This window comes from Sellimonas catena, from assembly GCF_027924685.1.
Classification (GTDB): domain Bacteria; phylum Bacillota; class Clostridia; order Lachnospirales; family Lachnospiraceae; genus Sellimonas; species Sellimonas catena.
Window position 1 is genome coordinate 1 of the sequence record NZ_BSBO01000001.1, and the last position, 26,532, is coordinate 26,532.

Sequence of the window (26,532 nt, forward strand, 5' to 3'; positions counted from 1 at the left end):
GGCCGATATCACATGGATACAGGCATTTCAAATGCTGCTCCAAATGTTCCGGTCTATCCTCAAGGACAACACCGAACTGACCGAAGAAAAGATCAACGAATTGGTGGATGCATTTATGAACACATTGCCTGTTTTGTTGAAGACACAGCTTCAGGCGGCATAGGGCAAAGGGTGAACTTTGATAATCGAATACCTGCCAGATATTGAATTTTCAAGGTGCATAGGCAAAATCTATGTGCGAAGTTTGAGTTAAAATGATTAAATGCGAACATGGTATTTCTCCTTTCTGAATCTACCATACCTGTTTTTAGAAAAATGTCAATGCATAGAAACCTGCGGCAGCGTTTCTATTCTCGTACAGACTTTTTGAAGCAGGGCATCATCGTGACTTATGATCAGCATTCCCAGATCTCTTCGTTTCCCCTCTTCCAGCAGGAAATTCCAGATCTGAGCCTGGGTGACAAGATCCAGCATGGCCGTAATCTCATCGCAGAGGAGAAAGCGGGTATCCGGATGCAGAGCCCGGGCAAGGCAGAACCGCTGCAGTTCCCCGCCGGATAATTCCGACGGATACCGTTTCAGCCACCCTTCTTCAATATGAAGTTCCTTCAAAAGCCGTTCCTCCGGCTTTCCTGCTTCGTTCAAGGTGACACCAAGCTGTAACAATGGATCCACTACCGTTTCCGGATGCTGCCATACCATCTGAACCGGACAGACGCCGCGAAAAGAGGAAAGTGCCTTTCCATTCAGAAGGACCTTCCCCTGCTGCGGCTTTTCATATCCTGCCAGAAGCCTGCATAATGTCGTCTTTCCACGGCCGCTTGGTGCTCTCAGGCCTATGCGCTCTCCGGAAGTAATTGACAGGCTGTAATCCTGCAAAATGCACTCCTGTTTTCTTTTTCGATAGGAAAATGTAAGGTGTTCTGCCTGCAGTATCATTTTGCCTCCTCCTTCCCCGGATACAGACATCGTACCAGTCCGCCCCGGTATGGTTTCAGTGAAATCTGATCTGCCTCCCGGCAAAGTATTGTGCACTTTCTGCACTGCCGCGCAAACGGGCATCCTTTCGCCATTGTTCCCGGATAAGGCTGCGATCCTGGAATCGGATGAAATCCATGTTCCGGCATGGCATACCATAAGGCTTTTGTAAAAGGATGCCGGAGTTTTTCTACATCCTTAAAATCTGAAGCATCCGCTTCTTCTATAGTCTCCCCGGCATAAAATACTGCAACCCTGTCCGCAATAGTCAGGGCAAGTTCCAGATCATGTGTAATAAACAGGATACCGGCTCCTTCCTCGGCCAGTTCCCGAAAATGTCCAAGAATCTTTCCGGCCGCCTTTTTATCCAGTCCCGGTGTGGGCTCGTCAGCAATGATCAGTCTGGGAGATTCGGTTACTGCCGAGGCAATCAGTACCCTGCGTGCCATACCGCCGGAAATTTCAAACGGATACTGCTCCTCGATCTCTTCCTTCAGCCCATACCGCTTCAGCGCAGCCCGGCACCGTTCCCGGATTCCCGCATCTCGTTTTCCTTTTCTGATCTGCGGCCCGATCTTCATCAGTGGATCCAGATACGTGACGCCCTGCGGGATCAGCATAATCTCCCGCCCCCTGAGGGCTTCTGCCCGCTCTTGTGTCAGAGGCCGGCCGTCATATTTCAGTGTTCCACTCATCCGGCTGTTATAAGGCAGGATGCCCAGAATACTGTGAGCCAGCAGACTTTTTCCGGATCCGCTTGCTCCCACTGCGGCGACAATCTGCCCCGGCTCGATCTGCAGTGACAGATCTTTAATTACAGGGAGCTCGCGCTTATGAATGCCGCGTTCGTATTGTGTAAACGTAATAGACAGATGGGAAATTTCTAAAATCGGTTCCAAAATATTCCTCCTTACTCATGTGCACTGGCCGGGTTCAGCAGCTTCTCCACCCGTTCTCCAAGCAGGGCAAACAGCATCACGACACAAACCAGCGACAGCCCCGGGAACAGTGCAAGCCACCATCTTCCGGTTGTCAGGTAACGCATGCTTTCTGAAAGGATTACTCCGATGGCAGGTTGCTCCGAAGAGAGACCAAATCCCAGAAAGGTAATACTGGATTCATGCAGAATTGCATGCGGGAACAACAGAATCAGCCCGGTTACAAACTGCGGAAGAAGGTGGGGAATCATATGGTTTTTTACGATCTGCATCTTTGATACGCCCAATTTTGAGGCCGTCAGAATATATGGCGCTTCCCGAAGCTGCAGCACTTCCCCGCGGATAACCCGCGCAAGAGAAGTCCAGTGGCTCAGGGCGACACCGGCAACCACTCCGGTAAATCCCCGCCCGCAGGCGATGGAAATAAGCATCACCAGAAGGATGTGCGGGATACCCATCATCAGATCAATCCACCAGGAAATCACTGCATCTGCTGCTCTTCCCAGAACTGCGCAGGTCGTTCCAAGAATCAGGGCAATCAGGGCGCTTACCGCGGCTGTGAGCAGTCCGATCCGGATACTAAGCGACAGTCCCGCCAAGGTCCGGGCAAACATATCTCTCCCCATCCAGTCGGTGCCAAATAAGAATTCTATGGAAGGCGCCAGATTCTTTCTTGCAAAATTTGTCTGGACAGCCTGATCCTTCAGAAGCATTCCCGCTGCGGTGATCAGAATGAGCACTCCGGCCGTCACAATCAGAAACAGGATCGTATTTCTTCTTTGATTCTGTGGTTTCATAACTTTGCGGCCCTCCTTCGGATTTTTGGATCGATGACACCGTAGAGAAGATCCGCTGCCAGATTTCCGGCAAAGACAATCGCCGCCGTAATAACGGTAATGCCAAGAAGCAGCGGAAGGTCACTTCCCAGACCTGCGGTAACCGCCGCCTGTCCAAGCCCCGGATAGGAAAAGACCTGTTCCACCAGAACCGACCCTCCGATGATTTCACTGATGGATGCAAACTGCAGGGTCATGGCAGGAAGCGAGACATTACGCAATCCGTGCCGCAAAAAAATGGATGTCTGCGATTCCCCTCTTGCTTTTGCGAAAAGTATATAGTCCGATGACAGGACTTCGATCAGTTTTTCTCTCGTGTGCAGGGCAATGTTCGCTACTCCGGTCATGCTTAGCGTAAGAACCGGGAGAATCCCGTGACGAAGCCGGTCAATGAACGTGACCGAATCCGCCTGAAGTCCCATCGGAACGGCGAGACCTACGGGCAGCCATCCCAGTTCCACCGCAAAGATCATCAGAAGTAAAATGGCAAGCCAGAAAGCCGGCGTACTGGAAATCAAAAGGCAGTATCCTCGGATCACCCGGTCCGGCCATCGATTCCGGTAAGCCCCTGCAAGCATGCCAAGAACCAGTCCAAGGACCCCCGCAAAGATCCAGGCGGCCGCCATCAGCCCCACTGAATTGGCCAGACGCTCTCCTATCACCGTCAGAACCGGCTGACGGTAAAGAAGTGAGGTGCCGAAATCTCCGTGAAGTACGCCGCTCAGCCATCCGAGATACCGCTGTGCCGGAGGCATATCCACGCCCCAGTACGCTTCCAGTTCTGCAATCTGTTCCTGTGTCATGGATCCAAGCGCGGTCTGACCGACATTGGTCTGCAGCGGATCCAGCGGCGAAGCCCACATCAGGAGAAAGGTCAGAAGGCTCACTCCCAGAAGGAGAAGCAGCATCCGGATCAGTTTTTTTCCGGCAAATTTCAGTCGATGTTTCAATGCTATCCGTCCTTTCCTTTCGATCTCGTTTTGATCATCTAACTCCAGCTCCACTGATCGACATTATTCACAATGGACCAACCATGTCCATGAGGGTGGATTTTCTGTTCTGCAACCTGAAGTCCGTCCGCTGCCCAGTAGAGATGATCAATATTGACCAGCCATACCCACGGAATATCTCCATCCTGTATTACACCGGTAGTGCCGTCCCACTGGGCTTTCTGCCAGAGATCATAAGATACTTCCAGATCACTGGAGGCAAGTGCCTGATCCATATAGGCATCTACAGTGGAGTTGGAATACGGGGAATACTGTGCCAGTCCGGTGTCTCCAATTGTATGGTAAATATTATAAAGCTCCATCGGCGTATGCGCGCCCCATCCCCAGATCAACGGATCGGACTGTGCCCGGTCATAAGCTGTATCCCAGCCGACACCTTCCAGCGTACAGGAAATTCCAAGTTCCTTCAGCTGTTCGGCAAAATCAGCCGCCAGCGCCTGGCGCACTGAATCTCCGGTTGTATAGAGCAGATTTAATTCTGCCTTGACACCGTCTTTTTCCCGGATTCCGTCCTCTCCTGTCTTCCATCCTGCTTCGTCCAGAAGTGATTTTGCTTTCTCCGGATCATAAGTGACTTCCGAGGCGGAATTATACCACGGCATTTGGTCACAGACACTATAAGCAGGGGATCCGTAACCGTTCAGGACATGATCGATCATTTCCTGACGGTCCACACCAATATTGATGGCACGGCGTACCTGTACATCGGCAGTAAAATCATTTCCGATCGTCTCTCCGGATTCTGTCGTCTGCTCCGGGACAGCCGGAAGATTGAATCCTCTGTTATCCACGCTTTCATATGCGGCAAGGGAATAGCCTTCCACAGTCTGATCGGAGTAAGTCGCAGAAGTATAGGCAAGGTCTACTTCTCCGGCCTGAGCAGCCAGAAATGCCGCGTCCTCTTCCATAAATACAATCGTTACCCTCTGCATATTTGGCTGTTCGCCATAATAGTCCGGATTAGCATCCAGAATGACCTGCTGTCCCTTATCCCACTGTTTCAAGATATATCTGCCGGAACCGATCGGATTAGAACCATAGGAAGCGCTGTCATATGCATGTTCCGGAACGATTCCCACAACAGCCATAGTGTAAGGCCAGATGGAAAACGGCCGTGTCATATGGAAAACAACTGTTGTATCATCCAAAGCCTCTGCATGATCCAGCATGGTAAAATCGTTGACTGAACTGGATTCTTTCACTGTATTATAAGTAAATGCCACATCTCTGGCTGTCAGCGGTTCTCCATCGGTAAACTTTACATCATCCCGGATATGAACAGTCCAGAGCAGTCCGTCCTCACTGACAAAATAATCTGTAGCCAGATCATAATCGATGGTCAGATTCGTATTTGTGACCGTCAGCGTGCTCTGGATCAACGGTTCATGCACATGCTCTCCCGCTCCCCAGCCAAAAGCAGGATCAAATCCGGCTTCCGGCTCCGAGTTGGGATCCATGGCAATCACAACGGAAGAACGATTCTCTGAGGTATTCGACCGGGATTCAGAGGAGGACCCACCGCATCCTGCCATCAGGGAAAGCACCAGCAAACAGACAAGGAGGGCCGCCGGTTTTCGTTTTACATTGCTTCTCATTATTCTGCATCCTTTCCATGTTCATTTTGCATGGAAGCAAACACTTCCTCCCGTACCTGTTCGCAGGAAATCTGGTGTACTCTTGCAAGCCTGGATACATCGTCAAATTCCGGTTTCATATGAGTCACGCCATATCCACTGGCTTTTTTGACTCTCACCGTCCCCCATTTGGTCTCCACTTCGCTGATTTCCGGCTTCAGAAAGTACTTCCGGCATCTGCGGATCCGAAGCCCATTTGTAGTTGTCTGCGCCAGGATATGCCGTGCCATCTCTTCTTCCTTTTCCGGATCACAGAGAACTGTCAGAACATGTCCTGATCTTCCTTTTTTCATGGTTCCCGCAACCGTATAGACATCCAGTGCACCAAGCTCCAGAAGTCTTGTGCAGGCAAAGGCAAGGGTTTCCGGCGTCATATCGTCAATATTGCATACCAGTTCCGTAATCATGGAGCCGCCCTCTTCCTCCGTTTCTCCCAGAAAAGCACGAACGCAGTTTGCCTGTTCAAACTGTTTGGTGCCGATTCCGATTCCCGTTTTCGCAATTTTCATCATCGGCATTTCCGCAAATTGATCCGCAAAATGTGTCAGAAGCGCTGCTCCGGTCGGGGTACAAAGCTCACCCTGAACCGTTCCGGCATAGACCGGAACACCTGCAAGCAGATTCGCCGTAGCAGGAGCCGGAACCGGCATAATGCCGTGGGCACAACGCACCGTTCCCTTTCCTACATGTACAGGCGATACAATCACCTTGTCCAGATGAAGCAGGAACATGGCGTAGCAGACACCTGTCACATCCGCCACTGCATCCAAAGCACCCACTTCATGAAAATGGATTTCCTCCACCGGACAGCCATGTGCTTTGGATTCCGCGTCCGCAATAGCAGAATAAACGGATTTTGCGTGATTCTTAACCTCTGCCGGAAGTTCCAGATGTTCAATCAGGTCCGCAATATATCCCGGAGCTGCGTGGTGATGAGAATGTCCATGATGATGGTCATGAGAATGATCATGGTCGTGGCTGTGATGATGGTCATCGTGGTGATGCTCCTCATGATGGTGTTCCCCGTCATGTTCATGATGATGATCATGACCGCCGACAGCTTCTTCTTCTCCGTGCACTATTACTTTCATGTGAGTTCCGCTGATACCGCAGGTGGATCCATTTTCAGCTTCCACCCGGACATCCGACAGCCCCAGATGATTCATTGTGTGCAGAAATGCTTCTTTCTCTTTATCCTCCAGAAGTTCGTATAATGCAGCCATCAGCATATCTCCGGCTGCTCCCATATTACATTCGATATAAAGTGTTCTCATTACTCTTCCTCCAATCCTTCCATCTGATTGATTCTGCTGGCAAGATATCCTGCTCCGAATCCATTATCAATGTTGACGACACTGCACCCGGAGGCGCAGGAATTCAGCATGGACAGCAGCGCAGACAATCCCCCAAAGCTGGCGCCGTATCCGACGCTGGTCGGCACCGCAATCACCGGACAGTCCACCAATCCACCGATGACAGACGCCAGAGCACCTTCCATTCCCGCCACGGCAACAATGCATCTGGCGCTCATCAGGTCGTCCAGATGGGATAACAGCCTGTGAAGGCCTGCCACCCCAACGTCATACAGGCGGACAACATGATTTCCCAGGACTTCCGCGGTCAGAGCCGCTTCTTCTGCCACCGGGATATCGCTGGTTCCTCCGGTTGCGACAACGATACGCCCCCTCTTTTTATGTTCCGCCGGATAGGCAATGGCAAGCCTTGCATCCGCATGGTAATCAAGGGGAATCGAATCCGGAAGCTGATTTACGGTTTCCTGGCTGACTCGGGTAATCAGGATGTTCCGGCATCCCCGGTTTCCCATAGCCTGAACGATCCCTGCGATCTGCTCCGGTGTTTTGCCTGCCCCGTAAATGACTTCTGCCGCGCCCTGCCGGACACTGCGGTGCAGATCGATTTTGGCATAGTCCAGATCTTCAAATGGTGCTTCTTTTAACTGTAACAACGCCTGCTCCGGTTCCGTCGTGCCGTCTGCCACACTCCGAAGCAACTGTAAAATATCATATTTATTATCCATAATGCTCTCCTTCCCGATGATGTTATACTGATTTGGCCCGCGCTTCCAGATCCAGCAGGATGGATGAAAAGAACGGACGAAGTATTGTCAGGATTTCTTCCCTTTTGGAAAACAGCAGGGGCATCTGTTCTTCTGTAATCTGAAGCCGGGCGCCGCCATCCTCCATCAGTCGGACACGGAAATCATGAAATCCAAGGTTTGCCAACGCCGTCTCCGCTGTCTCTGCTTTCTTCAGAAGTTCCGGTGTAATGGCTGTTCCTGTCGGAATCCTTGTTGCGAGACAGGCGTAAGCCGGTTTTCTGCTTGTAAAGAGCCCTGCTTCTTCGGACAGACGCCGGACTTCGCTTTTGGAAATTCCACATTCCCGAAGGGGCGAACGTACCTCAAGTTCCCGAATCGCCTGCATACCCGGACGGTCATCTGCATCGTCTGACGCATTGGTGCCATCCAGAAGGCAGAAGTATCCGTCTTTTCGCGCTGCCGCCCATAACTGTGTAAACAGCGCTCTTTTGCAGTAGTAACACCGCTTTGGTCCGTTTGCGGCTGCTTCCGGAACGGCAAGTATGTCCTTTTCCAGCACGGTCATTGGAATGTCCAGCGCTTCTACAACTCTGCGTGCGTCTTCCATTTCAAACTCCGGCTGAAAAGCCGTTTTCATATAATAAGCATGTACGTCGCAGCCATACTGCTTTGCCGCCCATAAAAGAAATGCCGAGTCTGTGCCACCGGAAAATGCCACGGCCGCTTTTGGCACTTCACAGAAAAACTCTTCCAAAGTCATCTATTATTTCCTCCTTTTCGACAAAAAAGAAGATATCCGCCTTCTTCTGAAAGCAGATACCTTCCTGGTATCAAAATTTCTATTCTGTATTTTAATTCGTAATTTTTACTGCAAAATTTCTGCTCTATCAGTCGATTGCCAGTAATGCCGTTTCTCTGTCATATGGCACTGATCCGCTTCTGCCGATCATTCCGGCTTCCTGCCGGATTAGTTAGTCTATCAGTGTACCCAGAATCTCAACTGCATTCTGTACATTTTTCGTCATAGAGAGGTCTGTAACGCCGACAATGATATTGTCGCACAGATTCACCGGAATCAGTATCCGTTTTGCACGGCTTTGTCCGACAGCCTGCGCCATAGCCGGGGTGATCTCCCCAAGCATGGAATCTGCAATCACAATTCCCACCGGCCCTATGATCACATCTGCCCTGCGGCATGCAACGATCACAGAATTCTCTCCCGTGGCCGCCTGCGTTGCCCCGGCACGAAGCATGGCATTGGTCGCTGCACTGTTTGCCCCTATTGCAATGATCTCAATGTCCGGATACCGGTCTTTGACTGCGCTTACCAGCTGACGGCCAAGTCCGCCGCCCTGGCCATCTATGATTACCAGATTCAAGTCTGTTCCTCCCTCATGTTTCCATCAATAAATTACAACTATATAGTTTAAACGATTTTGGGAAATTTTGCAATTTTTATTTAGAAAAGCCTCCTCTTTCTTTTACCAATTATTCATTTTGTTCTGCTGCTTCTTTTTCCTGCAGCAGTTCATCCTCTTCGTAGGCCTTATGATCCCGTGGATCCAGCAGATATTTCATGAACTCGCGGTCAGTATATTCCGTTTCCAGAAATTCGCTGAAGCATGGGTAAATCAGGTCGTGGAATCCTTTTTCAAAAAGGTAATCTTCCAGATTTCCTTTGTAATCAGCGTCCTCTTCCCGCTTCTGACGCCACGTATCTGCTGTTTCAGACAATTCCTGTAATGTGATACCATGAGTAAACATCCACCACATCTGAAACTTTGCATATGCTTTCTTCCGAAAAGCTTCCCGCTCGGACGGCTCCTCCTCACGTGTTTCGTAGTGTTTTAAAATCTCCCGATTCCGTGCTGTATCCAGGTAATAACGCTCGAAGCCTTTTCCGAGATTGAGATCACGGATCATGACAACTCCGTCCATCTCCGCAAAGCGGACAGCATCTTCCAAAGACATGTCTGCATCAGCGGATGTATTAATAAACTTTGCTCCATACTGATCCGTATCTATTACGTAATGTGTCGGTCTCGCCCAGAAAGCTTCCATCAGTATCTGTACTTTCTCCGCGATGATTTCTGCTCTTCTGTCTGTATTTCCATATTTAGATCCGACTCTGTTGCGGACCCGGACATAGGCGTATCCGAGAAGTGCCTCCTTGTTTGGAGCCAGTGTCCCGATGATTTTTTTCAGTGCTCTGTTGGCACAGACTCTTTCCCCTTTCGTAATCTCGTCCTGAATCTGTAACAGTCCCTGTTTGACAAATTCATATGTATTTCTGGTAAATCTTTGCATGTTGCTTCCCCCTGTTTATCTAAATGTATTCCTTCTATAACGAAAATATGAAGTGAAATCAATCATCGTGAAAACGACAGGAAAGAATGTAGATATTGTCATCGTCCATGCAATATACCAGCCTGTCTTTATCATTGATCCGGCGGCTCCAGCAACCTTCCATCCTGCCTGTCAGGGGCTCAGGTTTACCGATTCCGGTAGTTCCGTTTTCACAGATATCCGCAATAAGCAGATTGATCTTTTTCAGTATTTCCCGGTCGTTTTGCTTCTGAAAAAGATAGTCTTTCCACCCATTTTCCGTAAAATGCTTATTCTTCATCTTCTGCCATTCCGATCAGATCATGGATCTGTTCGTTTCCCCTTTTCAACTGTCCGGCCGATTCCAGCAGCCATCTGTAGTTGGATTCCTTCGCAGTCAGATGCATGTTTTCCAGCATATTATTGTACATTTCCTCGGAAATCATTACAACATTCCGGTTTTTCTTTCGGGTGATGATAAGTGTCTCGTAATCATCAGTCACTCTGTCCATACATTCTTTCAGATTGTTCCGCAATTCTGTGTAGTTTATTGCAAGCACACTTTTCACTGTCCTTTCAAGTACAAAATATTGTACTTGTATTATAGTATATGTACATCATGTCGTCAACACAGGAAAAGAATTCCTGAAATCAGTTTTCCAGAGTATAAAAAGGCCGAAGATCACTCTTCGACCCCTGATTTTTTCGGTTGTATGCCGGCTCACCGTGCGGATTTGGCATTCGGATAAATCTTCTCCATTCTGGCATCGTCAAATCTGGTATCAATCAGTTTTTCAACGGCATTGTCCGGTGTATCACCTTGTGCTCTCTGGTCGTATCTTACAAGAGCAGCGGCTGATACAACCATATTCGCTGCCATAAACAGGATAAGACACCATGTAACAATATATCCTGTGAGTTTTGGTATCTTTTCGATCCAGTCGGATATACGGGGATACAGTACCTTGATCCATATTACTGCAGCGATTCCCCAGAAGAAACAGTAAAGCAGGTTAATTCGCCCGCCCAGATTAAAAGGAATGCCACTGTAATCCCAGAATACTTTTCCGAAAAACAATTCGGCGAAAACACTGCACAGGTACTCATAAGCGCCGCCCAGAAACGTGCCGACCATAAAAAGATACCGGTCCGGCTTCTCTCTGTCCTTATGTAAAAGAATTGTTGCCGCAACAATCGCCATTCCCCAGATGATACTGAACGGCCCCCATACAAGGCTGCTCCGGCTCATCCATACTCCTGCTGTAATCCGGCAGAAAATGGTCTCAACCAGATCCCCGTGGAGCGAACCGATAACGAACAGCCAGAACAGTTTGTAAAATCCGCATCCCTCGGCAAACCGTCCTTCTTTCTCAGCTTCTTCTCTTGCCACCTGGATCAGAGGATAAGCTTTTTCCATTCTTCGCTCTACATGGCCGACAATCAGCGCCGTGAATTTTCCCGTAACAACTGCCACTTTCCGGTTCCAGCGGACTGCGGCTTTTGTCGGCCTGCCAATGCGCAGCGCCGCCGCCGATGACACAGACATATCAACAATAATTCCGACAAAGGCGATACCAACCAGTATATTCCCAAACGGCCTGGGGATAAGATGAAACAGCCTGGTGAAATCTTCATCTCCGAATTTGACTGCCAGTACACCAAGAACTCCCCAGAGAACGCTGTACTGCAGACAGATATATCCGTCAAAATTCCATTTTTTATCGGAATAGTCCCACCATTTGCGCTGATTCATCCGTTCCAGAATTTTACCGGCAAACCATTCGATCGTCGTAGCAATTATCATGCATCCGAGAAACAGGAAAAACGGCTGATTTTCCAGATCTTCCAGAGAAATGATCATGATCAATGCTGCTGTTCCGTATATAAAACAAAACGGTCCTGAAGAAAATCCCCGGTTTACAAATTTCTTTTTCCGTATGGTTCCGACAATTGTCTCTATGAACCATCCCAGAAAGGAATAGATCAGTACCAGCCATATAAGCTCCGAAAATGTATAATGCATAATTACTCCTGCTGTCTTATTTTATCTTTTGTATTCCTGCTCTATATATTCTTCCAGTGCATCAATCCATGTCGGCATCTTATGTATGCCGAGTACCGTAATCAGAAAATTGTCAAGTACTGTAAAAGTCGGTCTTGCAGAACAGTATTCAGCTTTTCTGGTCGGTACAGGGATTACCCTGACATCTTTTTCCGCAATCCTTACAATCTCTTTTGCGAATTCGTACCGGTTGCAGACACCGCTGCATGTCACATGGTAGGTCCCGTATTCTTCTGTATTGATCAGTTTCAGCATAAATGCCGCCAGTGCATTGGCACTGGTCGGTGAACCGTACTGATCATCGGAGATATAGAGTTCTGTCTTTGTTTCAATTGCTTTTAAAATCTGATTGACAAAATTTGCATCACTTCCGCGCCCAAAGACCCAGTTGCTCCGGATAATGAAATGGTCATGCGCAAATTCCTTGACATAATTTTCTCCTGCAAGTTTGCTTCTTCCATAAACTGTCATCGGATCCGTCTCATCAAATTCATGGTACGGCACCTGACGGATCCCGTTAAACACGTCATCCGTTGACAACAGGAGAATTCTGGCCTGAACTTTAGATGCTGCAATCGCAAGATTTCTTGCACCGATCGCATTAACTTTATAGGCGTATTCCGGCGATTCTTCACATGTCCCGACGTTTGTGACCGCAGCGCAGTCAAAAATCACATCCGGCCTTTTTTCCTTTGCAAAGTCGATAACCTGATTTAAATTTGTCACATCGACCTCTTCGATATCTGTGTTGATAATCTCAGCGTCCGGCTGATACTGCTTTGCCATATCATTAAGCGCGCATCCAAGCTGTCCGGCCGCTCCTGCAATCCATATTTTCATCTTCTTCACCTGATTTCTCTACTGTTGTGTATTTCCTGCTTCCGGATATTTCGCTTTTAATGCTCTGGAAACAACCTTAGGAACATATCTGTCTGTATCGGAGCCATAATATGCAAACTCTTTTACCAGTGTAGAACTTAAAAAGGCATATTCCAGACTTGTCGTAAAGAACATGGTATCAATCTCATTGTCCACACTGTGGTTGATCTGTGCCAACTGCATTTCATATTCAAAATCCGTAACGGCCCGAAGTCCACGGATAATCAGTCTTGCATGGTTCTGCTTTGCAAACTCGACGGTCAGGCCTTCAAATGCCTTTACTGTTACATTCGGGAAATCTTTTGTCACTTCCTGAAGAAGCTGCAGACGCTCCTCCATGGTAAAAAGCGGTGTCTTTTTCTGGTTGACAAGGACGCCGATAATGAGTTCATCTACGACTTTTGCCGCCCTTGTGATGATATCCAGATGTCCGAATGTAACCGGGTCAAAACTGCCTGGATATACTGCTTTAATCATCTGTATTCCTCATTTCATGAAAATTTCTTCAATAACTATACTACAAAATACCGGTCAGGTCAAACTGTTTCACGGATGGAAGGGAAAACGGCGCCTGTATCTGACGGAGAATCTCTGTCCTTTGCGGAACAGACGAAGGAAGCTTCTCATAATCCAGAGAAAGGAAGCCTGCAAACAGCAGAATACTGATGACAATCCGGACTCCTAATGTTCCGGTCTGACGCGTTTCCTGTTCCGGATAGATGCTTCCGTAAGCCGCGCGGTATCTCGGGTGGACTGCCGGTGCATGAAGGGGCGACTCCGCCGGATTCTCCTCCCTTGCCCGCATCTGCTCCAGTGCCTCTTTTCTCTTTCTTTCCCGGCTGTCATTCAAAACCATACACCTCCGTATTGCCGTCTAAAAAAGACAGGATATATAATCATAATATACCCTGTCTTTCCAAAGTATGCTAGTGTCTGTCAGATAATTCCTGAATAATGTCGTTCCAGTCAAGTCCCCGCTCTACCATCAGCACCGTGGCATGATAAAGGAAGTCGGAGAGCTCGTATTTCAGCTCCTCTGTGTTCGGATTCTTGGCTGCAATAATGACCTCTGCCGCCTCTTCTCCCACCTTTTTCAGAATTTTATCAATTCCTTTATCAAAGAGATAATTGGTGTATGATCCTTCTTTTGGATTCTTCTTCCGGTCCAGGATCGTGCCATATACGGTTTCAAAAATCTGAAGCGGGTTGGTTTCATCATAATCCGTGCCTGCGATAGTCTGGAAAAAGCAAGTCGGATTTCCGGTATGGCAGGCTGCTCCGATCTGCTCTACTTTTGCAAGAAGGGTGTCCTTGTCACAGTCGATGGTCAGAGATTTGACATACTGGAAATGACCGGATGTCTCTCCTTTTGTCCAGAGACACTGTCTGCTCCGGCTGTAATATGTCATTTTTCCGGTTTTCACCGTCCGGTCAAATGCTTCTTCATTCATATAGGCAAGCATCAGCACTTCGCCTGTTCTATAATTCTGCGCAATAACAGGAATCAGGCCGTCGGAATTCAGCTTGAAATCCGAGAAATCAAGTACACTCTCAAAGGAAGTCATCTGGATGCCGCATTCCTGACATTCTGTCTTAAAGAGATGAAAATCCATATCCATGCGGCTGACAAATTTTCCGGAAATGCCTCTTGCCCCCGGACTTTTCAGAATCCGGAAAATCTCAGATTCTTCCATCGTATCGGTCAGGACCACATATGGAATTTCTGTCAGTGTCATCACAGAGTTCAGATCCAGTCTGTGCATGAAAATGATCTCGCTGCTGTATTTTTCAATCAGATGCTGCTGTTTGAAAAGGGTATCGAAATCATTCAGAGAAACGGCTATCTTCTCTTTTCCGAATCTCTTGGACGCTTCCTCCAGCATTTTTACAGAGCTTGCTTTGGAGAAATTCAGAACGACCCGTTTAGCTCCGGTGTAAAGTATCTTTTTCACATCTTCCAGACGTTTGATATTTCCTCCTGCTACAACAGGGATCCCGGCTGATTTTGTGATTTTTTTCAGCAGGTCGATGGACTCCTCATGATCCTCATCCGAATCAGAAAGGTCGAATACAAGAAGCTCGTCTGCTCCCTTATCGCTGTAATGCTTTGCAAGAGCAACCGCGTCTTCCGAGAGAACATCCATATCATCGAACCATCTGACTGCTTTTCCCTGCCATAAAAACAAGCAGGGAACAATTCTTTTATAACTCATCTGTTTTCAGTTCCTTTCTTCTATAAGCTACCTTTTGTAGACCATACTTCCGTCATACCAGGCTCAAAGGAAACGGCCATGTGAAGAGCCTTTCCAAAACTTTTAAAAAGCGCCTCCGCCATATGATGATTGTTTCCTTCATCTACGATTTTCAGATGCAGATTCATCATGGCGCTGTAGGATACTGCATAGAAAAACTCCCGGATCATCTCCGTATCCATTTCTCCGATCTTTTCCACGGTAAACTCTGCCTGATATTTCAGAAACGGACGACCGGAAAGATCGATTGCCGCAAGGGAGAGTGTTTCATCCATTGGAAGGAGAAAGAATCCAAACCTCCGGATCCCTTTTTTATCGCCGACTGCTTCTGCGATCGCCCGTCCAAGAACAATCCCGGTATCCTCGATGGTGTGATGCGTATCTACGTTCAGATCGCCTTCTACCTGCACTTCCAGGTCAAAAAGGCCGTGCCTTGCAAACCCTTCCAGCATATGGTCAAAAAATCCGATTCCGGTCCGGATCTTTGTCTTTCCGGTCCCGTCCAGATTCAGGCGGACGGAAATATCCGTCTCTTTCGTCTTTCTGTGTTGTTCTGAAATTCGCTCCGGCATCGCTATTCCCCCTCTTTTTCAAACCGTACTTTGATCGAATTGGCATGAGCGGTCAGCTGCTCTGCCTGCGCAAAATATTCGATGTCCTCGTGAATTTTCTCAAGCGCATCTCTGGAGTAGGAAATAATGCTGGACTTCTTGATAAAATCGTCGACAGAAAGCGGAGAGAAAAACTTCGCTGTTCCATTTGTCGGCAGAATGTGGTTCGGTCCTGCAAAGTAGTCCCCAAGCGGTTCGCTTGCATACTCTCCAAGGAAGATAGCTCCTGCATTTCGGATCTTTGTCATCACATCGAACGGATTTTTCGTCAGAATTTCCAGATGTTCGCTTGCAATTTCATTGGCTGTCTCGATGGCTTCCTCCATCGTTTGGGCAACAAGGATATATCCGTAATTATCCAGTGATTTCTGTATAATCTCCGCACGGGAAAGTTCCTTTAAGAATCCATCCACTTCGTCGGATACCTTCTCTGCCAGTTCGGCGCTTGTCGTTACCAGAATCGCAGAAGCAAGTTCGTCGTGCTCTGCCTGGGAAAGAAGATCCGCCGCAACATATCTTGGATTTGCGGTTTCATCTGCGATAACCAGAATTTCCGAAGGTCCCGCTACCGAGTCAATGCTGACATATCCGTAAACTGCTTTTTTTGCAAGGGCAACATAGATATTACCCGGTCCTACAATCTTGTCTGTCTTCGGGATACTCTCTGTCCCGTACGCAAGGGCAGCGATGGCCTGAGCACCGCCGACTTTATAGATCGCGTCCACTCCTGCTTCTTTTGCCGCAACCAGCGTATGCGGACTGACTTTTCCATCCCTTCCCGGAGGCGTCACCATGATGATCTCGTCCACTCCGGCAATCCTTGCAGGGATCACATTCATCAGTACGGAAGAAGGATAGACCGCCTTCCCGCCCGGCACGTAAACACCCACACGTTTCAGCGGGGTGACTTTCTGTCCGAGAAGCGTACCGTCCGGCTTGCTGTCAAACCAGCTGTACTGCTTTTGCTTTTCGTGGTAGCTTCTGATATTTTCCAGCGCTTTTCTGATTACACCGATCAGCTTTTCGTCTGTTTTTTCATATGCCTCTGCAATCTCCTCTTCGGATACCCGGACCGTTTCTTTTGTAAGATGGGCGTGGTCAAACTGTTCGGTATAGGCAAAGAGCGCCTCATCACCTTTCTCTTTTACCTGTTTCAGAATCGCGGCAACCCGCTCTTCGTATTCTCCATAACTGTCCGGACTTCTCTTTAACAGATCCTGTAAAAGGTTCTGTTTTGTCTCTTCTGTCAATTTCTGGATTCTCATCTTCTATCCCGCCTTTACTTTAAAATTTCCCTCAGTCCGGTGATCAGTTCCCGGATTCTGTCATTTTCCATTCTCATGCTGACCGGATTGACGATCATTCTTGCGGAAAGCGGGCAGACTTCCTCCAGAACTTTCAATCCGTTTTCTTTCAATGTCGTTCCGGTCTCGACAATATCTACAATTACTTCGGAAAGCCCGACGATCGGAGCAAGTTCAATGGAACCGTTCAGTTTGATGATCTCCACCGTCTGGTGCTTCTGGTCGAAGAAATAATTTTTTGCGATATTCGGATATTTTGTGGCTGCCCGGATAATCTCCCGGTGTCCCAGAAGCTCCTTTGCGCTTTCCGGTCCGCAGACACACATCCGGCAGGCGCCGAATTTCAGGTCGAGTACTTCGTGGACTTTCCGGTCCTCTTCCAGAATAATATCCTTTCCGACCACACCGATATCCGCGGCTCCGTACTCTACATAAGTCGGAACATCCGGCCCTTTTGCAAGGAAAAACCGGAGTTTCAGCTCTTCGTTTACAAAAATCAGTTTGCGCGAGGACTTGTCTTTCATTTCCTCACAGGTAATGCCAACCTGCTCCAGAAGCTCCAGCGTCTGTTTTGCAAGGCGCCCTTTACAGAGGGCAAAGGTCAAATATCTCATGACTGTTCCTCCTCCTTCTTCTGTCCGATTGTTTTTCGTTCCCCGGTTTTCAGGTTAATCATCTCGATCTCTCCGTTTTCCGGAAGATAGAGGAGATTCTCCGCCTGATTTTTCTTACCGTACTGGATGTAATAATCCAGGGATTCTTTGGCCTTTTTGCAGAACAGTTCCGTACTGTTCTGTCGTGCCCGGAATTCTTTCGCAAGGCTGATCGCCTGTCTGCGCTGGGAATCCGCATAGACAATGATAGCAGCATTCTCTTCGTAGGAAATCTGCACATGCTGTCTTGCAAGGGCATTCATCAGTTCATCGATAATAACGGCAAATCCGATGGAAGGCGCCCGCTTTCCGAATTTTTCCATCAGATGATTGTACCGGCCTCCTTTGACAACCGCGTCTCCGGTGCCGAATGTATATGCTCTGAAAATCACGCCTGTATAATAGCCGTATGCACCGCTCATGCTCAGGTCAAATGTGATATATTTCTGTACGGTATATGCTTTCAGAATTTCATATGTATCTTTCAGACGTTTGATGGCGCGTTTGGCAAGCTCGTTCGGCGCAATCGCCATCGCCTTATCAAGAACTTCCGGTCCTCCTACCAGTTCCGGCAGATGGCCGAACAGCTCTTTCATCTCCGGTTTGACATTTGCTTCGTCCAGAAGCTCCGTCACCCCGTAATAATTCCGGTTTGAGATCAGCTGACGCAGGTGCTCCTCATATTCCGGCGGAAGTTTGGCTTCCTTCATGAGACTGTACAGGAATCCGACATTCCCTACGCTGATCTGGAAATTCTCAAGACCGGACTGTCTTAAACAGTCCACAACCATTGCCAGCATTTCCGCATCCACATCCTTGGAATCTACTCCGATATACTCGGCGCCAAGCTGTGTATTCTCCCGCAGGCGTCCCTGATAGCGGGAATGGTTGATAAACGTGTTTCCTATATAGCAAAGCCGAAGCGGCTTTTCTTCGATTTCATACAGAGCCGAAGCAGCTCTGGCAACAGAAGGTGTAATATCCGGCCGTAGCGCAAGGATATTTCCCTCCCGGTCAAAAAATTTATATAATTCCTTCACAGAAATCGTTCCGATCTCTTTTCGGAATACGTCAAAATATTCGAAGGTCGGCGTCTGTATATCATGATAGCCATAAAGATGCAGGACGTGATGCAGCTTATCCTGCAGTGCCAGCTTTTTCCGGCACTCTACTTTGTAAATGTCCCGTACCCCTTCCGGTGTGTGTAAAATTTTCTGTTTCATGTCTTATCCACTCTTTCTCTTTTTCTTTTTGTTCACTTTATCATGCTACCATGTTAAATTGAAATTACAACGAATATTATAAAAATCTTACTCTCTTTTGTCAAGATCTTTCTGTATCTCATCCAGATAAGGAACCATGCACCCGTTTTTCAATGTGAAGAAAAATTCGGGATCCAGTTCTTCATACCGGATACTTTTTCTTCCGCCTTTCTCCATCCGTTCCCAGAACCGCTTCAGTTCCTGAAAACGCATGTAGTAAAGCTCTGTCCTTCCCGTGTAGAGGATCAGCAGAAAGGCGATCCCTCCCTGACGCTCAAATTCCTCCATAAATTCTACCTGATGCCGGTGTACATTCTGAAGCGGGAAGGTGTCCGCCGCGCACTCTTTGGCATCGAAGCAGACCGGAATCCCCTGCACGGCGCCGATATAATCGACGGTACTTCTCTGGTCGAAATACGCCAGGGTAATGTGCCGGTGTTCTTTGTCGATCCGGACCGGAGTGATCGGCGTTGGAATCTTCTGAATCAGAGCAAGGCCTTTGTTGCGGTATTGTTCATTTGTGTGATTGATATAGTCCTCCAGGGCAGAACCCCGCAGTCCTCTCGATGTCCATGTGGCCATGTTGCTGCTCCTTTTTCACTCTAAATATATACTTTTTGAATCATCTCAAACTGTTTCGGAAGCTCCGCCCGGACGATCAGGCCGGACAGCTTTTTCAGTTCTGCCGTTTCTTCCGGGAACTCCATCCGGTATGCATGAAGAAGCTGGTGTGTCAGTCCGAACTCCTTTTTCAGACGGTCGTTTTCTCTCCGGTTTCCGTATTTGTAATCTCCGATAATCGGATATCCGAGGGAAGCAAGGTGGGCCCGGATCTGATGGGTCCGTCCGGTAATCAGGTGCACCTCCAGAAGGGTGTGCTTCGCCCCTGTCTGAATTGGAACATATTCGGTCTCGATCGGGACGCTGCCCTCGGAAGGCTTGGAACTGATCGATACTTTGTTATGCTGCTCGTCCTTGGTCAGGAAACCGCAGGCCCGGACAGGCTCTTTCATCTGTCCGTACACGATGGTCCGATAATACTTCCGAACAGAACGGTCTTTCAACATCCCGCTCAACACCTGAAGGCCCCGCAGGCTTTTCCCAGCTGTCACAATGCCGCTTGTATTCCGGTCCAGGCGGTTACAGATGGACGGGCGGAAACGCCGAAGCTCTTCCGGTGTGATCTCCCCCTTTTCCAGCAGGTAGGCTGTCAGATACTCAACCAGAGAGATGTCGCCGGGCGATGCTTTCTGCGAGAGCAGTCCGCACGGCTTGTTGACAAACAGTACATCCTCATCTTCATAAAGTACCTGAAGCTTTCCGGCCAGTGCTTTTTGATCCCTGACAGCCGGCCCCTGGGACTTGCTTTCGGAAAATTTTTCGATCGTCTCATCGGAGAGAAACATCTGGATAAGGTCTCCCTCGGTAAGATGTTCGCTCCCCGTCATCTTTTTCTTATTCAGGGTGATGTTTTTTTTCCGCATCATTTTATAGATAAAGCTTTTTGGTGCCTTGGACAGGTATTTGGACAAAAACTTGTCCGCTCTTTGCCCGGCATCATTCTTTTCAATTCTGATTGTCTGCATTGGATTCTCCTATACCGCAGCCGTCAGAATCAGCCGGCGCATTTCACGCACCGCTCTGTCCGGCTGCCCTTCTGATTTCTGCTTTGTTTCTCCAAAACTTTCGGCCCGCTTCAGAAAGGAATCGTAGTCAGTAAAAATTTTGACTGTTACTTTGTCGTAATGATTCTCTTTCAGAATCCTGACGAGATATGCCTCCACCTCTGCCGGAGGAACCTTGGTTCTGGAAACATACCCGCAGATCAGGTGTCTGGAAATCAGGAGCACATCTACAGGCATTACTTTCTCCGAGCTGGTAAGCACCATGTCATAAGCGGAAAGAATTCCGGCGGCCGCTGTTTCCACCTCCCTGACTTTCTCTTCCTCAAAAGACCGGTATGGCAGCAGCATAATCATTCCGACAGCGGATCTGGCGGCCGGAAGGCATCCCAGAATCGCCACGATGGTAAGCAGATTGTTTCTCGTGTGTGTTGTCAGATATCCGGTCAGAAAGACGGCAATGCTGATCCCAAAAAGAAGGATGGTGATCAGGATCCGCTTTTTCTTCTGATCCCTGATATAACCTGGCATCCCTTTTGTAATTTTCATAAATGCTCCCCTTTATTTCATCCATTTGTCCATGGCGTAAAAGATGACATTCTCCGGCATCAGTTTACCGGCGATCCTTGCCCCTTTCATCAATGTTCCATGAACAGAAACAGGCTTTTTCATTTTTGCATCCAGCAGTGCGGTCCGGACTACATCCTGCGCCGAAACCATCGTTGCCTGTTTGGCCTTGCTGTTATTGGTTCCGGACACCTCAAAGAATTCCGTATCCACAGGTCCCGGGCAGACCGCTGTCACAATGATTCCGTCTTTTTTCAGCTCTTCGGCGAGTCCTCTGGAGAAGCTGGTGACATACGCCTTTGTTGCCGCGTAAACTGTAAATCCAGGCTGCGGGCAGAAGCTTGCCCCGCTTGATATATTTAAAATCCTGCTTCCCTTTTTCATGTACGGGAGGATCATCAGCGTCATTTTCGTGAGCGCGCGGCAGTTGACGTCGATCATCCGAAGCTGGGCCTGCGGATCGTGCCCGGCAATCTCTTTTGCCTCTCCGATTTTTCCAAATCCGGCGGCATTTACAAGCATCCGGACATCCGGATTCTGATTCTCGAGGCGGTTTAAGATTTGCTTATAGATCAGATCTTTTTCCAGATCGCCTGCAAAAATCCGGACATAGATCCCGGTTTTCTCCTCCACGGTCTTTTTGACCTGTTCCAGCCTTTCCGCTCTTCTGGCTGTGATCCATATCTCATCAAGCTGCCTGTAAAATGCGGGGATCCGGGTTACAAACTCTCTCCCGATCCCGGAAGATGCTCCTGTCACAACTGCAATCCTCATATATATTCCTCCCTGCTGCTATTTTTTCTTTTTCTTATGTGTATTTCTGATGGTTTTCTTTTTCCTCGGTGCTGCAGCCTCCTTTGACTGCTGCCGTTTTTTTGCAAAATACCGGTCCTCTTTTGTCTGTCTTGGACGGATCAGACAATGCTTTCCAAAACCAATCAGGTCTTCCCGCCCTACTTTTTTGAGAGCTTCCATGACCAGCTCATAGTTTTTCGGATTCCGGTACTGAATCAGCGCCCTCTGCATCGCCTTCTCATGCGGGGACTTCGGTACATATACCGGCTTCATTGTCCTTGGATCGACTCCCGTGTAGTACATACAGGTAGAGATGGTGGACGGTGTCGGATAAAAGTCCTGCACCTGTTCCGGCATATAGCCAAGATCCCGCAGATATTCCGCAAGAGCCACCGCCTCTTTTAAGGTGGAGCCCGGGTGAGACGACATCAGGTATGGAACCAGATACTGTTTCTTTCCAAGCTGTTCGTTGATCTTTTTATATTTTTCAGTAAATGCGCGGTACACGGAATTCTCCGGTTTTCCCATCATCTGAAGAACCGGGTCCGCAATATGTTCCGGCGCTACTTTGAGCTGCCCGCTTACGTGATATTCGCAAAGCTCCCGCATAAAGGTATCATCCGGATCTGCCATGACATAATCAAACCGGATACCGGAACGGATAAAGACCTTCTTGACCTTCGGTATTTCCCGGAGGCTTCGCAGGAGCTTCAGGTAGTCTTTATGATCCACATTCAGATTTTTGCATGGTTTCGGGAACAGGCACTGTCTGTGCTTACATGCTCCGTGAGTCAGCTGCTTGTCGCAGGCCGGATGCCGGAAGTTGGCAGTCGGTCCGCCTACATCGTGAATATATCCTTTGAAATCCGGCTCCTCCGTCAGAAGTTTCGCCTCCTCAATAAGGGACTCATGACTTCTTGTCTGAATGATTCTGCCCTGATGGAATGTCAGTGCGCAGAAACTGCAGGCACCAAAACATCCCCGGTTGCTGATCAGACTGAATTTCACTTCTGAGATGGCCGGAATTCCTCCGTCCTTTTCGTACATCGGATGATAGGTCCGCATGTAAGGAAGCGCGTACACATCGTCCATCTCGGTCTGGGACAACGGCTTTGCAGGCGGATTCTGTACGACATAGACGTGCTCCGAATACGGCTCAATCAGCCGCTTTGCCGTAAACGGATCCGTATTACAGTACTGGGTATAGAAACTCTCGGCATAACGAAGCCTGTCTTTCTGAAGCTCGGAATAGGCCGGCAGCTCCACGGCGTCATATATCGCTTCCCGGTCTTTGACCTTGCAGACAGTCCCGTCAATATAAGTCAGGTCTTCCACCCGGATTCCGGCGTTCAATGCATCTGCGATTTCCACAATAGAGCGTTCTCCCATTCCGTAGGAAATCAGATCCGCTCCGGAATCCAGAAGCACGGAGCGTTTCAGCCGGTCAGACCAGTAATCGTAATGGGCCAGTCTTCTGAGACTTGCCTCGATTCCGCCGAGAATCACCGGCGTCTTTTTGTACGTCTGGCGGATCAGATTTCCGTAGACGACGCAGGCGTAATCAGGACGTTTCCCCATGACGCCGCCCGGCGTATAGGCGTCATGGCTTCTGCGCTTCTTGGAAACGCTGTAATGGTTGACCATGGAATCCATATTTCCGGCCGATACAAGAAATGCAAGTCTTGGCTCCCCGAAAACGGTAATGCTGTTCTTGTCCTTCCAGTCCGGCTGTGCAATGATCCCGACTCTGTATCCATGAGCCTCCAGAAGTCTTGTAATGATGGCGTGTCCAAAGGACGGATGGTCTACATAGGCGTCTCCGCTGATGTAGACAAAATCAACCTGATCCCATCCCCGCTCTTCCATCTCTCTTCGGGAGACCGGTAAAAACTTATTTTCCATCTGTGTTCCTCTCTTTGATGCGATCCATTACATCGTGAAAATCATGGATGTAATAGTCGGCAAGTTTTTTCTTTTCCTGATCCAGTGGACGGGAAAACTCATCGTAGACGGCGCACACCTGCATGCCCGCGCGTTTTCCTGCCAGAATCCCCATCGGCACGTCCTCGAACACAAGACAGTGCTCCGGCCGGACCTGCATGTCCTCAGCCACCTTGAGGTAAATATCCGGAGACGGCTTTCCAACGTTTACCTCCCCGGAAGTCCGCATGGCCGTAAAATAGGTATCGATCTGAAGCGCTTTCAGTGCTGCTTCAGCAAGAGTCCTTCCGTTGCTCGTCGCAATTCCGAACAGGATTCCGTTTTCCTTCCCATACCGGAGGAATTCCTCCACTCCCGGTTTCAACGTGACCTCCTCGGTATATCTCTGGTAGGCAAGGCTGGTCCATTCGTCCATGATTTCTTCGGTCGATAGTGCCATGTCAAATGTATCCCGGAAATACTGTGCCGTCTCATGGTAGGACTTTCCCTCGATCGCTCTGTGAAAATCATCCGGAAGCTCCAGATGATATTTTTTTACATAATATGCATCAATGTCCGGCCAGATCCACATGGAGTCGATCAGGGTCCCGTCCATGTCAAAGATCACTGCTTTTGTTTTTTCAGTCATATCTGTTCTCATTTAGCTCTCCTTTGCCCAGGCCTGTTTTAACGCATCAATTTCTTCTTCTGTCAGCCGGCGTGATGCCCCCTTGGGAAGCTCCGGATCCAGCTTCAATGTTCCCATCCGGATTCGTTTCAGATAAACAACGCGCTTTCCAACCGCCTCAAACATCCGTTTGATCTGGTGATAGCGTCCTTCCTGTATTGTGATGGAAATTTCGGAACAATTCTGTTCCGGATCGGTCTTTAAAATTTCCAGCACTGCCGGAAGTGTCAGAGTATCGTCTCCGATATCCACTCCCCGTGCAAATGCGGCTGCGTCCTCTTCCGTGACAATACCGGAAATGACAGCCTCGTATGTCTTATCTACATGCTTTTTCGGTGACAGGAGACGATGGGCCAGCTCTCCGTCGTTTGTCAGAAGCAGAAGCCCCTCTGTGTCCTTGTCAAGGCGTCCCACCGGAAACAGATCTTTTCTTGCCGGATTTTCCAGCAGCTCCAGTACGGTCCGCTCTTTGGAATCCTCTGTCGCAGATACGACACCGGCCGGTTTGTGGAGCATATAATAAACATAAGGCTCATACCGGTACGAAATGCCAAGGCACCGGATCCTGGCGGTTTTTTCCTCTACTTTGACCTCCGGCTTTTTGATGATCTCTCCATCCACGCTGACCTGTCCTTTGCGGATCAGCTTTTTGACTTCCTGCCGGCTGCCTGCTCCCATCTCTGTTAAAATCCGATCTAACCGCATCATGATGACATCCATCTCCATCCTGGAAGATATTTGTTCTTCAACGTGCCCTGGGAAAGCTTTCCGAATCCAAGTGGATATCCGTCCACGCAGACGAGATACCATCCCTTTTCTTTCGGCCCGGTCAGATCATCGGTGAGAATCGTCTCACCTTTCAGATATTTGATCACACGCTCATCTGAAAGCGGAAAATCGAGAATATTCTCATATTCCTCTTTTTTCAGGTTCATGGCAAGCGCCTGACTTGGCTCAAATCTTCCTTTTTTCAGTTCTCCAATGAGAAGACCGCTTCGCAAAAAGCGGATGCCGGTAAGATCCGGAAGGCCTTCCGGCATATAGTAAACCCGGTCTTTACGGATATCAAACCGGCCGGCATCAAACGGACGGTGCACAAGCTGCAAAAAATTTCTCAGATCTTCCGGCAGTTTCTCGTAGGAAGCACTTCTTCCTTTCGCCGGGTGAATCCTGGATGTCTGTGTTTCGGAACCTTCCCCGTTCCCCTTTTTCAGAAGGGCAAGGTAATGTCCCTCGCCTTTCATGTGATGTGGGAAAATCCGGACGGTTTTACGAAACTCTTCCTGACGGATGGAAGCATATTCCGGGCGTCCTTCCCGGAATCCTTCATATGGGCGGATCTCCTGAAGTTCAAACTCCGGATACTGTTCCAGAAGCCGGGAGACGCTTCCCTCATTTTCCAGCGGGTCAAACGTACAGGTGGAATACAGAAGCATTCCGCCCGGCTTCAACATTGCTGCGGCCTGGGTCAGAATGCTTCTTTGAAGTTTTGAGAAAAACTCAGGGCCGTGTTCCTCCCATGCCTTCATCATCTTTTTATCTTTCCGGAACATCCCTTCGCCGGAGCACGGAGCGTCGATCAGAATTTTATCAAAATATTCCGGGAAGTAGTCCATCAGCTTTCCCGGCTCCTCGCTCAGAACAAGCATATTTCCGATTCCGAACAGTTCGAGATTCTTTAAAAGTCCCTTGGCCCGGGAGTTGCTGATATCATTGGCGATCAGCACGCCCTCTCCCTGAAGCTTCGCTCCAAGTTCCGTTGCCTTTCCGCCGGGAGCGGCACAGACGTCCAGCACCCTCTCCCCCGGTGTAATATCCAGGCGGTTGGCCGGTGTCATGGCACTTGGCTCCTGCAGATAATAAAGACCTGCGTAATAATACGGGTGTCTGGCCGGGCTTTCTTTTTCTCCGTCATAATAAAATCCGTTTTCGATCCACGGAACCGGGGTAATGGAAAACGGACAGATCTTTTGGAATTCTTCCACGCTGATTTTGGAAGTATTGACACGGAGGCCATAGTAGCGCGGCTCCTCATAGCAGGCCGTATATGCATCAAATTCTTCACCCAGGAGGGTTTTCATTTTCTCTTCAAATGCTTTTGGTAACTCCATATTTTCTCCTTTCGCATACAGAGTCA

The 26,532-nt window shown here is 48.7% G+C and carries 29 protein-coding genes and 1 pseudogene; 1 reads left to right on the plus strand and 29 read right to left on the minus strand.

What is annotated here, in order from left to right; translation table 11 throughout:
* Positions 1–163: pseudogene (locus tag Selli1_RS18740) on the plus strand (IS4 family transposase); the annotation flags it as partial.
* A gap of 155 nt (positions 164–318) precedes the next feature.
* On the opposite strand, the gene Selli1_RS00005 reads toward Selli1_RS18740, so the two are convergent.
* The 29 genes from Selli1_RS00005 to Selli1_RS00145 all read right to left on the minus strand — a co-directional run bounded on the left by Selli1_RS00005 (position 319) and on the right by Selli1_RS00145 (position 26,506).
* Positions 319–939: an ABC transporter ATP-binding protein gene (locus tag Selli1_RS00005; protein WP_118636280.1), complete on the minus strand. Its 621-nt coding sequence runs from the start codon at positions 937–939 to the stop codon at positions 319–321.
* Positions 936–1,877 (minus strand): ATP-binding cassette domain-containing protein, encoded by a 942-nt coding sequence (locus tag Selli1_RS00010; protein ID WP_281871958.1) that lies wholly within the window; start codon positions 1,875–1,877, stop codon positions 936–938. The genes Selli1_RS00005 and Selli1_RS00010 overlap by 4 nt, the downstream gene beginning before the upstream one ends.
* Positions 1,878–1,888: 11 nt before the next feature.
* Positions 1,889–2,713, minus strand: a complete 825-nt coding sequence (locus Selli1_RS00015) for an ABC transporter permease (protein ID WP_243128598.1) — start codon at positions 2,711–2,713, stop codon at positions 1,889–1,891.
* Positions 2,710–3,702, minus strand: coding sequence for an ABC transporter permease (locus Selli1_RS00020; protein ID WP_330677382.1), 993 nt, complete (start codon positions 3,700–3,702; stop codon positions 2,710–2,712). Before Selli1_RS00020 ends, Selli1_RS00015 begins: the two co-directional genes overlap by 4 nt.
* A 38-nt stretch (positions 3,703–3,740) precedes the next feature.
* Positions 3,741–5,357, minus strand: a complete 1,617-nt coding sequence (locus Selli1_RS00025) for an ABC transporter substrate-binding protein (RefSeq protein WP_281871961.1) — start codon at positions 5,355–5,357, stop codon at positions 3,741–3,743.
* Positions 5,357–6,670: a nickel pincer cofactor biosynthesis protein LarC gene (larC, locus tag Selli1_RS00030; protein ID WP_281871963.1), complete on the minus strand. Its 1,314-nt coding sequence runs from the start codon at positions 6,668–6,670 to the stop codon at positions 5,357–5,359. The genes Selli1_RS00025 and larC overlap by 1 nt, the downstream gene beginning before the upstream one ends.
* Positions 6,670–7,434, minus strand: a complete 765-nt coding sequence (gene larB / locus Selli1_RS00035; protein ID WP_087167861.1) for a nickel pincer cofactor biosynthesis protein LarB — start codon at positions 7,432–7,434, stop codon at positions 6,670–6,672. Before larB ends, larC begins: the two co-directional genes overlap by 1 nt.
* A 22-nt stretch (positions 7,435–7,456) precedes the next feature.
* Positions 7,457–8,215, minus strand: coding sequence for an ATP-dependent sacrificial sulfur transferase LarE (gene larE / locus Selli1_RS00040; protein WP_191426766.1), 759 nt, complete (start codon positions 8,213–8,215; stop codon positions 7,457–7,459).
* Between the two features lie 211 nt (positions 8,216–8,426).
* The gene (locus tag Selli1_RS00045) at positions 8,427–8,834 is read right to left on the minus strand and encodes a DUF3842 family protein (RefSeq protein WP_087252352.1); all 408 of its coding nucleotides are present in this window, start codon (positions 8,832–8,834) and stop codon (positions 8,427–8,429) included.
* A gap of 109 nt (positions 8,835–8,943) precedes the next feature.
* Positions 8,944–9,762: a hypothetical protein gene (locus tag Selli1_RS00050; RefSeq protein WP_087252351.1), complete on the minus strand. Its 819-nt coding sequence runs from the start codon at positions 9,760–9,762 to the stop codon at positions 8,944–8,946.
* Between the two features lie 58 nt (positions 9,763–9,820).
* Positions 9,821–10,081, minus strand: a complete 261-nt coding sequence (locus tag Selli1_RS00055) for a Txe/YoeB family addiction module toxin (protein ID WP_191434621.1) — start codon at positions 10,079–10,081, stop codon at positions 9,821–9,823.
* A complete protein-coding gene (locus Selli1_RS00060; RefSeq protein WP_087167935.1) occupies positions 10,071–10,340 on the minus strand; it encodes a type II toxin-antitoxin system Phd/YefM family antitoxin in 270 nt (89 codons plus the stop codon). The genes Selli1_RS00055 and Selli1_RS00060 overlap by 11 nt, the downstream gene beginning before the upstream one ends.
* Positions 10,341–10,501: 161 nt before the next feature.
* Positions 10,502–11,803: a putative ABC transporter permease gene (locus Selli1_RS00065; RefSeq protein WP_281871967.1), complete on the minus strand. Its 1,302-nt coding sequence runs from the start codon at positions 11,801–11,803 to the stop codon at positions 10,502–10,504.
* 21 nt (positions 11,804–11,824) lie between these two features.
* On the minus strand, positions 11,825–12,682 hold the full coding sequence (gene rfbD / locus Selli1_RS00070; RefSeq protein ID WP_087252349.1) for a dTDP-4-dehydrorhamnose reductase: 858 nt from the start codon (positions 12,680–12,682) through the stop codon (positions 11,825–11,827).
* Positions 12,683–12,700: 18 nt separating this feature from the next.
* A complete protein-coding gene (gene coaD / locus Selli1_RS00075) occupies positions 12,701–13,198 on the minus strand; it encodes a pantetheine-phosphate adenylyltransferase (RefSeq protein WP_087167854.1) in 498 nt (165 codons plus the stop codon).
* 40 nt (positions 13,199–13,238) lie between these two features.
* Positions 13,239–13,577, minus strand: coding sequence for a hypothetical protein (locus tag Selli1_RS00080; RefSeq protein WP_087167853.1), 339 nt, complete (start codon positions 13,575–13,577; stop codon positions 13,239–13,241).
* 70 nt (positions 13,578–13,647) lie between these two features.
* Entirely contained in the window at positions 13,648–14,934 is a 1,287-nt protein-coding gene (gene hisIE / locus Selli1_RS00085) for a bifunctional phosphoribosyl-AMP cyclohydrolase/phosphoribosyl-ATP diphosphatase HisIE (RefSeq protein WP_281871969.1), read from the minus strand.
* 20 nt (positions 14,935–14,954) lie between these two features.
* Complete coding sequence (gene hisB, locus Selli1_RS00090) at positions 14,955–15,545, minus strand: imidazoleglycerol-phosphate dehydratase HisB (protein ID WP_087167851.1); 591 nt, start codon at positions 15,543–15,545, stop codon at positions 14,955–14,957.
* A gap of 2 nt (positions 15,546–15,547) precedes the next feature.
* Positions 15,548–16,849, minus strand: coding sequence for a histidinol dehydrogenase (gene hisD, locus Selli1_RS00095; protein ID WP_087167850.1), 1,302 nt, complete (start codon positions 16,847–16,849; stop codon positions 15,548–15,550).
* A gap of 14 nt (positions 16,850–16,863) precedes the next feature.
* On the minus strand, positions 16,864–17,502 hold the full coding sequence (gene hisG, locus Selli1_RS00100) for an ATP phosphoribosyltransferase (RefSeq protein ID WP_087167849.1): 639 nt from the start codon (positions 17,500–17,502) through the stop codon (positions 16,864–16,866).
* On the minus strand, positions 17,499–18,764 hold the full coding sequence (gene hisZ, locus Selli1_RS00105) for an ATP phosphoribosyltransferase regulatory subunit (protein ID WP_087167848.1): 1,266 nt from the start codon (positions 18,762–18,764) through the stop codon (positions 17,499–17,501). Before hisZ ends, hisG begins: the two co-directional genes overlap by 4 nt.
* A gap of 87 nt (positions 18,765–18,851) precedes the next feature.
* Positions 18,852–19,385, minus strand: coding sequence for a Holliday junction resolvase RecU (locus Selli1_RS00110; protein ID WP_281871971.1), 534 nt, complete (start codon positions 19,383–19,385; stop codon positions 18,852–18,854).
* A 20-nt stretch (positions 19,386–19,405) separates the two neighbouring features.
* Complete coding sequence (locus tag Selli1_RS00115; RefSeq protein WP_281871973.1) at positions 19,406–20,389, minus strand: RluA family pseudouridine synthase; 984 nt, start codon at positions 20,387–20,389, stop codon at positions 19,406–19,408.
* 9 nt (positions 20,390–20,398) lie between these two features.
* Positions 20,399–20,974 carry a hypothetical protein gene (locus tag Selli1_RS00120; RefSeq protein ID WP_281871975.1) on the minus strand — a complete coding sequence of 192 codons (576 nt, stop codon included), beginning with the start codon at positions 20,972–20,974 and terminating at the stop codon, positions 20,399–20,401.
* A gap of 12 nt (positions 20,975–20,986) precedes the next feature.
* On the minus strand, positions 20,987–21,766 hold the full coding sequence (locus Selli1_RS00125) for an SDR family NAD(P)-dependent oxidoreductase (RefSeq protein WP_087167844.1): 780 nt from the start codon (positions 21,764–21,766) through the stop codon (positions 20,987–20,989).
* Positions 21,767–21,784: 18 nt separating this feature from the next.
* On the minus strand, positions 21,785–23,689 hold the full coding sequence (locus Selli1_RS00130) for a YgiQ family radical SAM protein (protein WP_281871977.1): 1,905 nt from the start codon (positions 23,687–23,689) through the stop codon (positions 21,785–21,787).
* Positions 23,679–24,356, minus strand: a complete 678-nt coding sequence (locus Selli1_RS00135) for an HAD family hydrolase (RefSeq protein ID WP_191426781.1) — start codon at positions 24,354–24,356, stop codon at positions 23,679–23,681. The genes Selli1_RS00130 and Selli1_RS00135 overlap by 11 nt, the downstream gene beginning before the upstream one ends.
* Positions 24,357–24,368: 12 nt before the next feature.
* Positions 24,369–25,103: a pseudouridine synthase gene (locus Selli1_RS00140; RefSeq protein WP_281871982.1), complete on the minus strand. Its 735-nt coding sequence runs from the start codon at positions 25,101–25,103 to the stop codon at positions 24,369–24,371.
* Entirely contained in the window at positions 25,100–26,506 is a 1,407-nt protein-coding gene (locus tag Selli1_RS00145) for an RsmF rRNA methyltransferase first C-terminal domain-containing protein (protein ID WP_087252342.1), read from the minus strand. The genes Selli1_RS00140 and Selli1_RS00145 overlap by 4 nt, the downstream gene beginning before the upstream one ends.
* Positions 26,507–26,532: the final 26 nt, after the last annotated feature.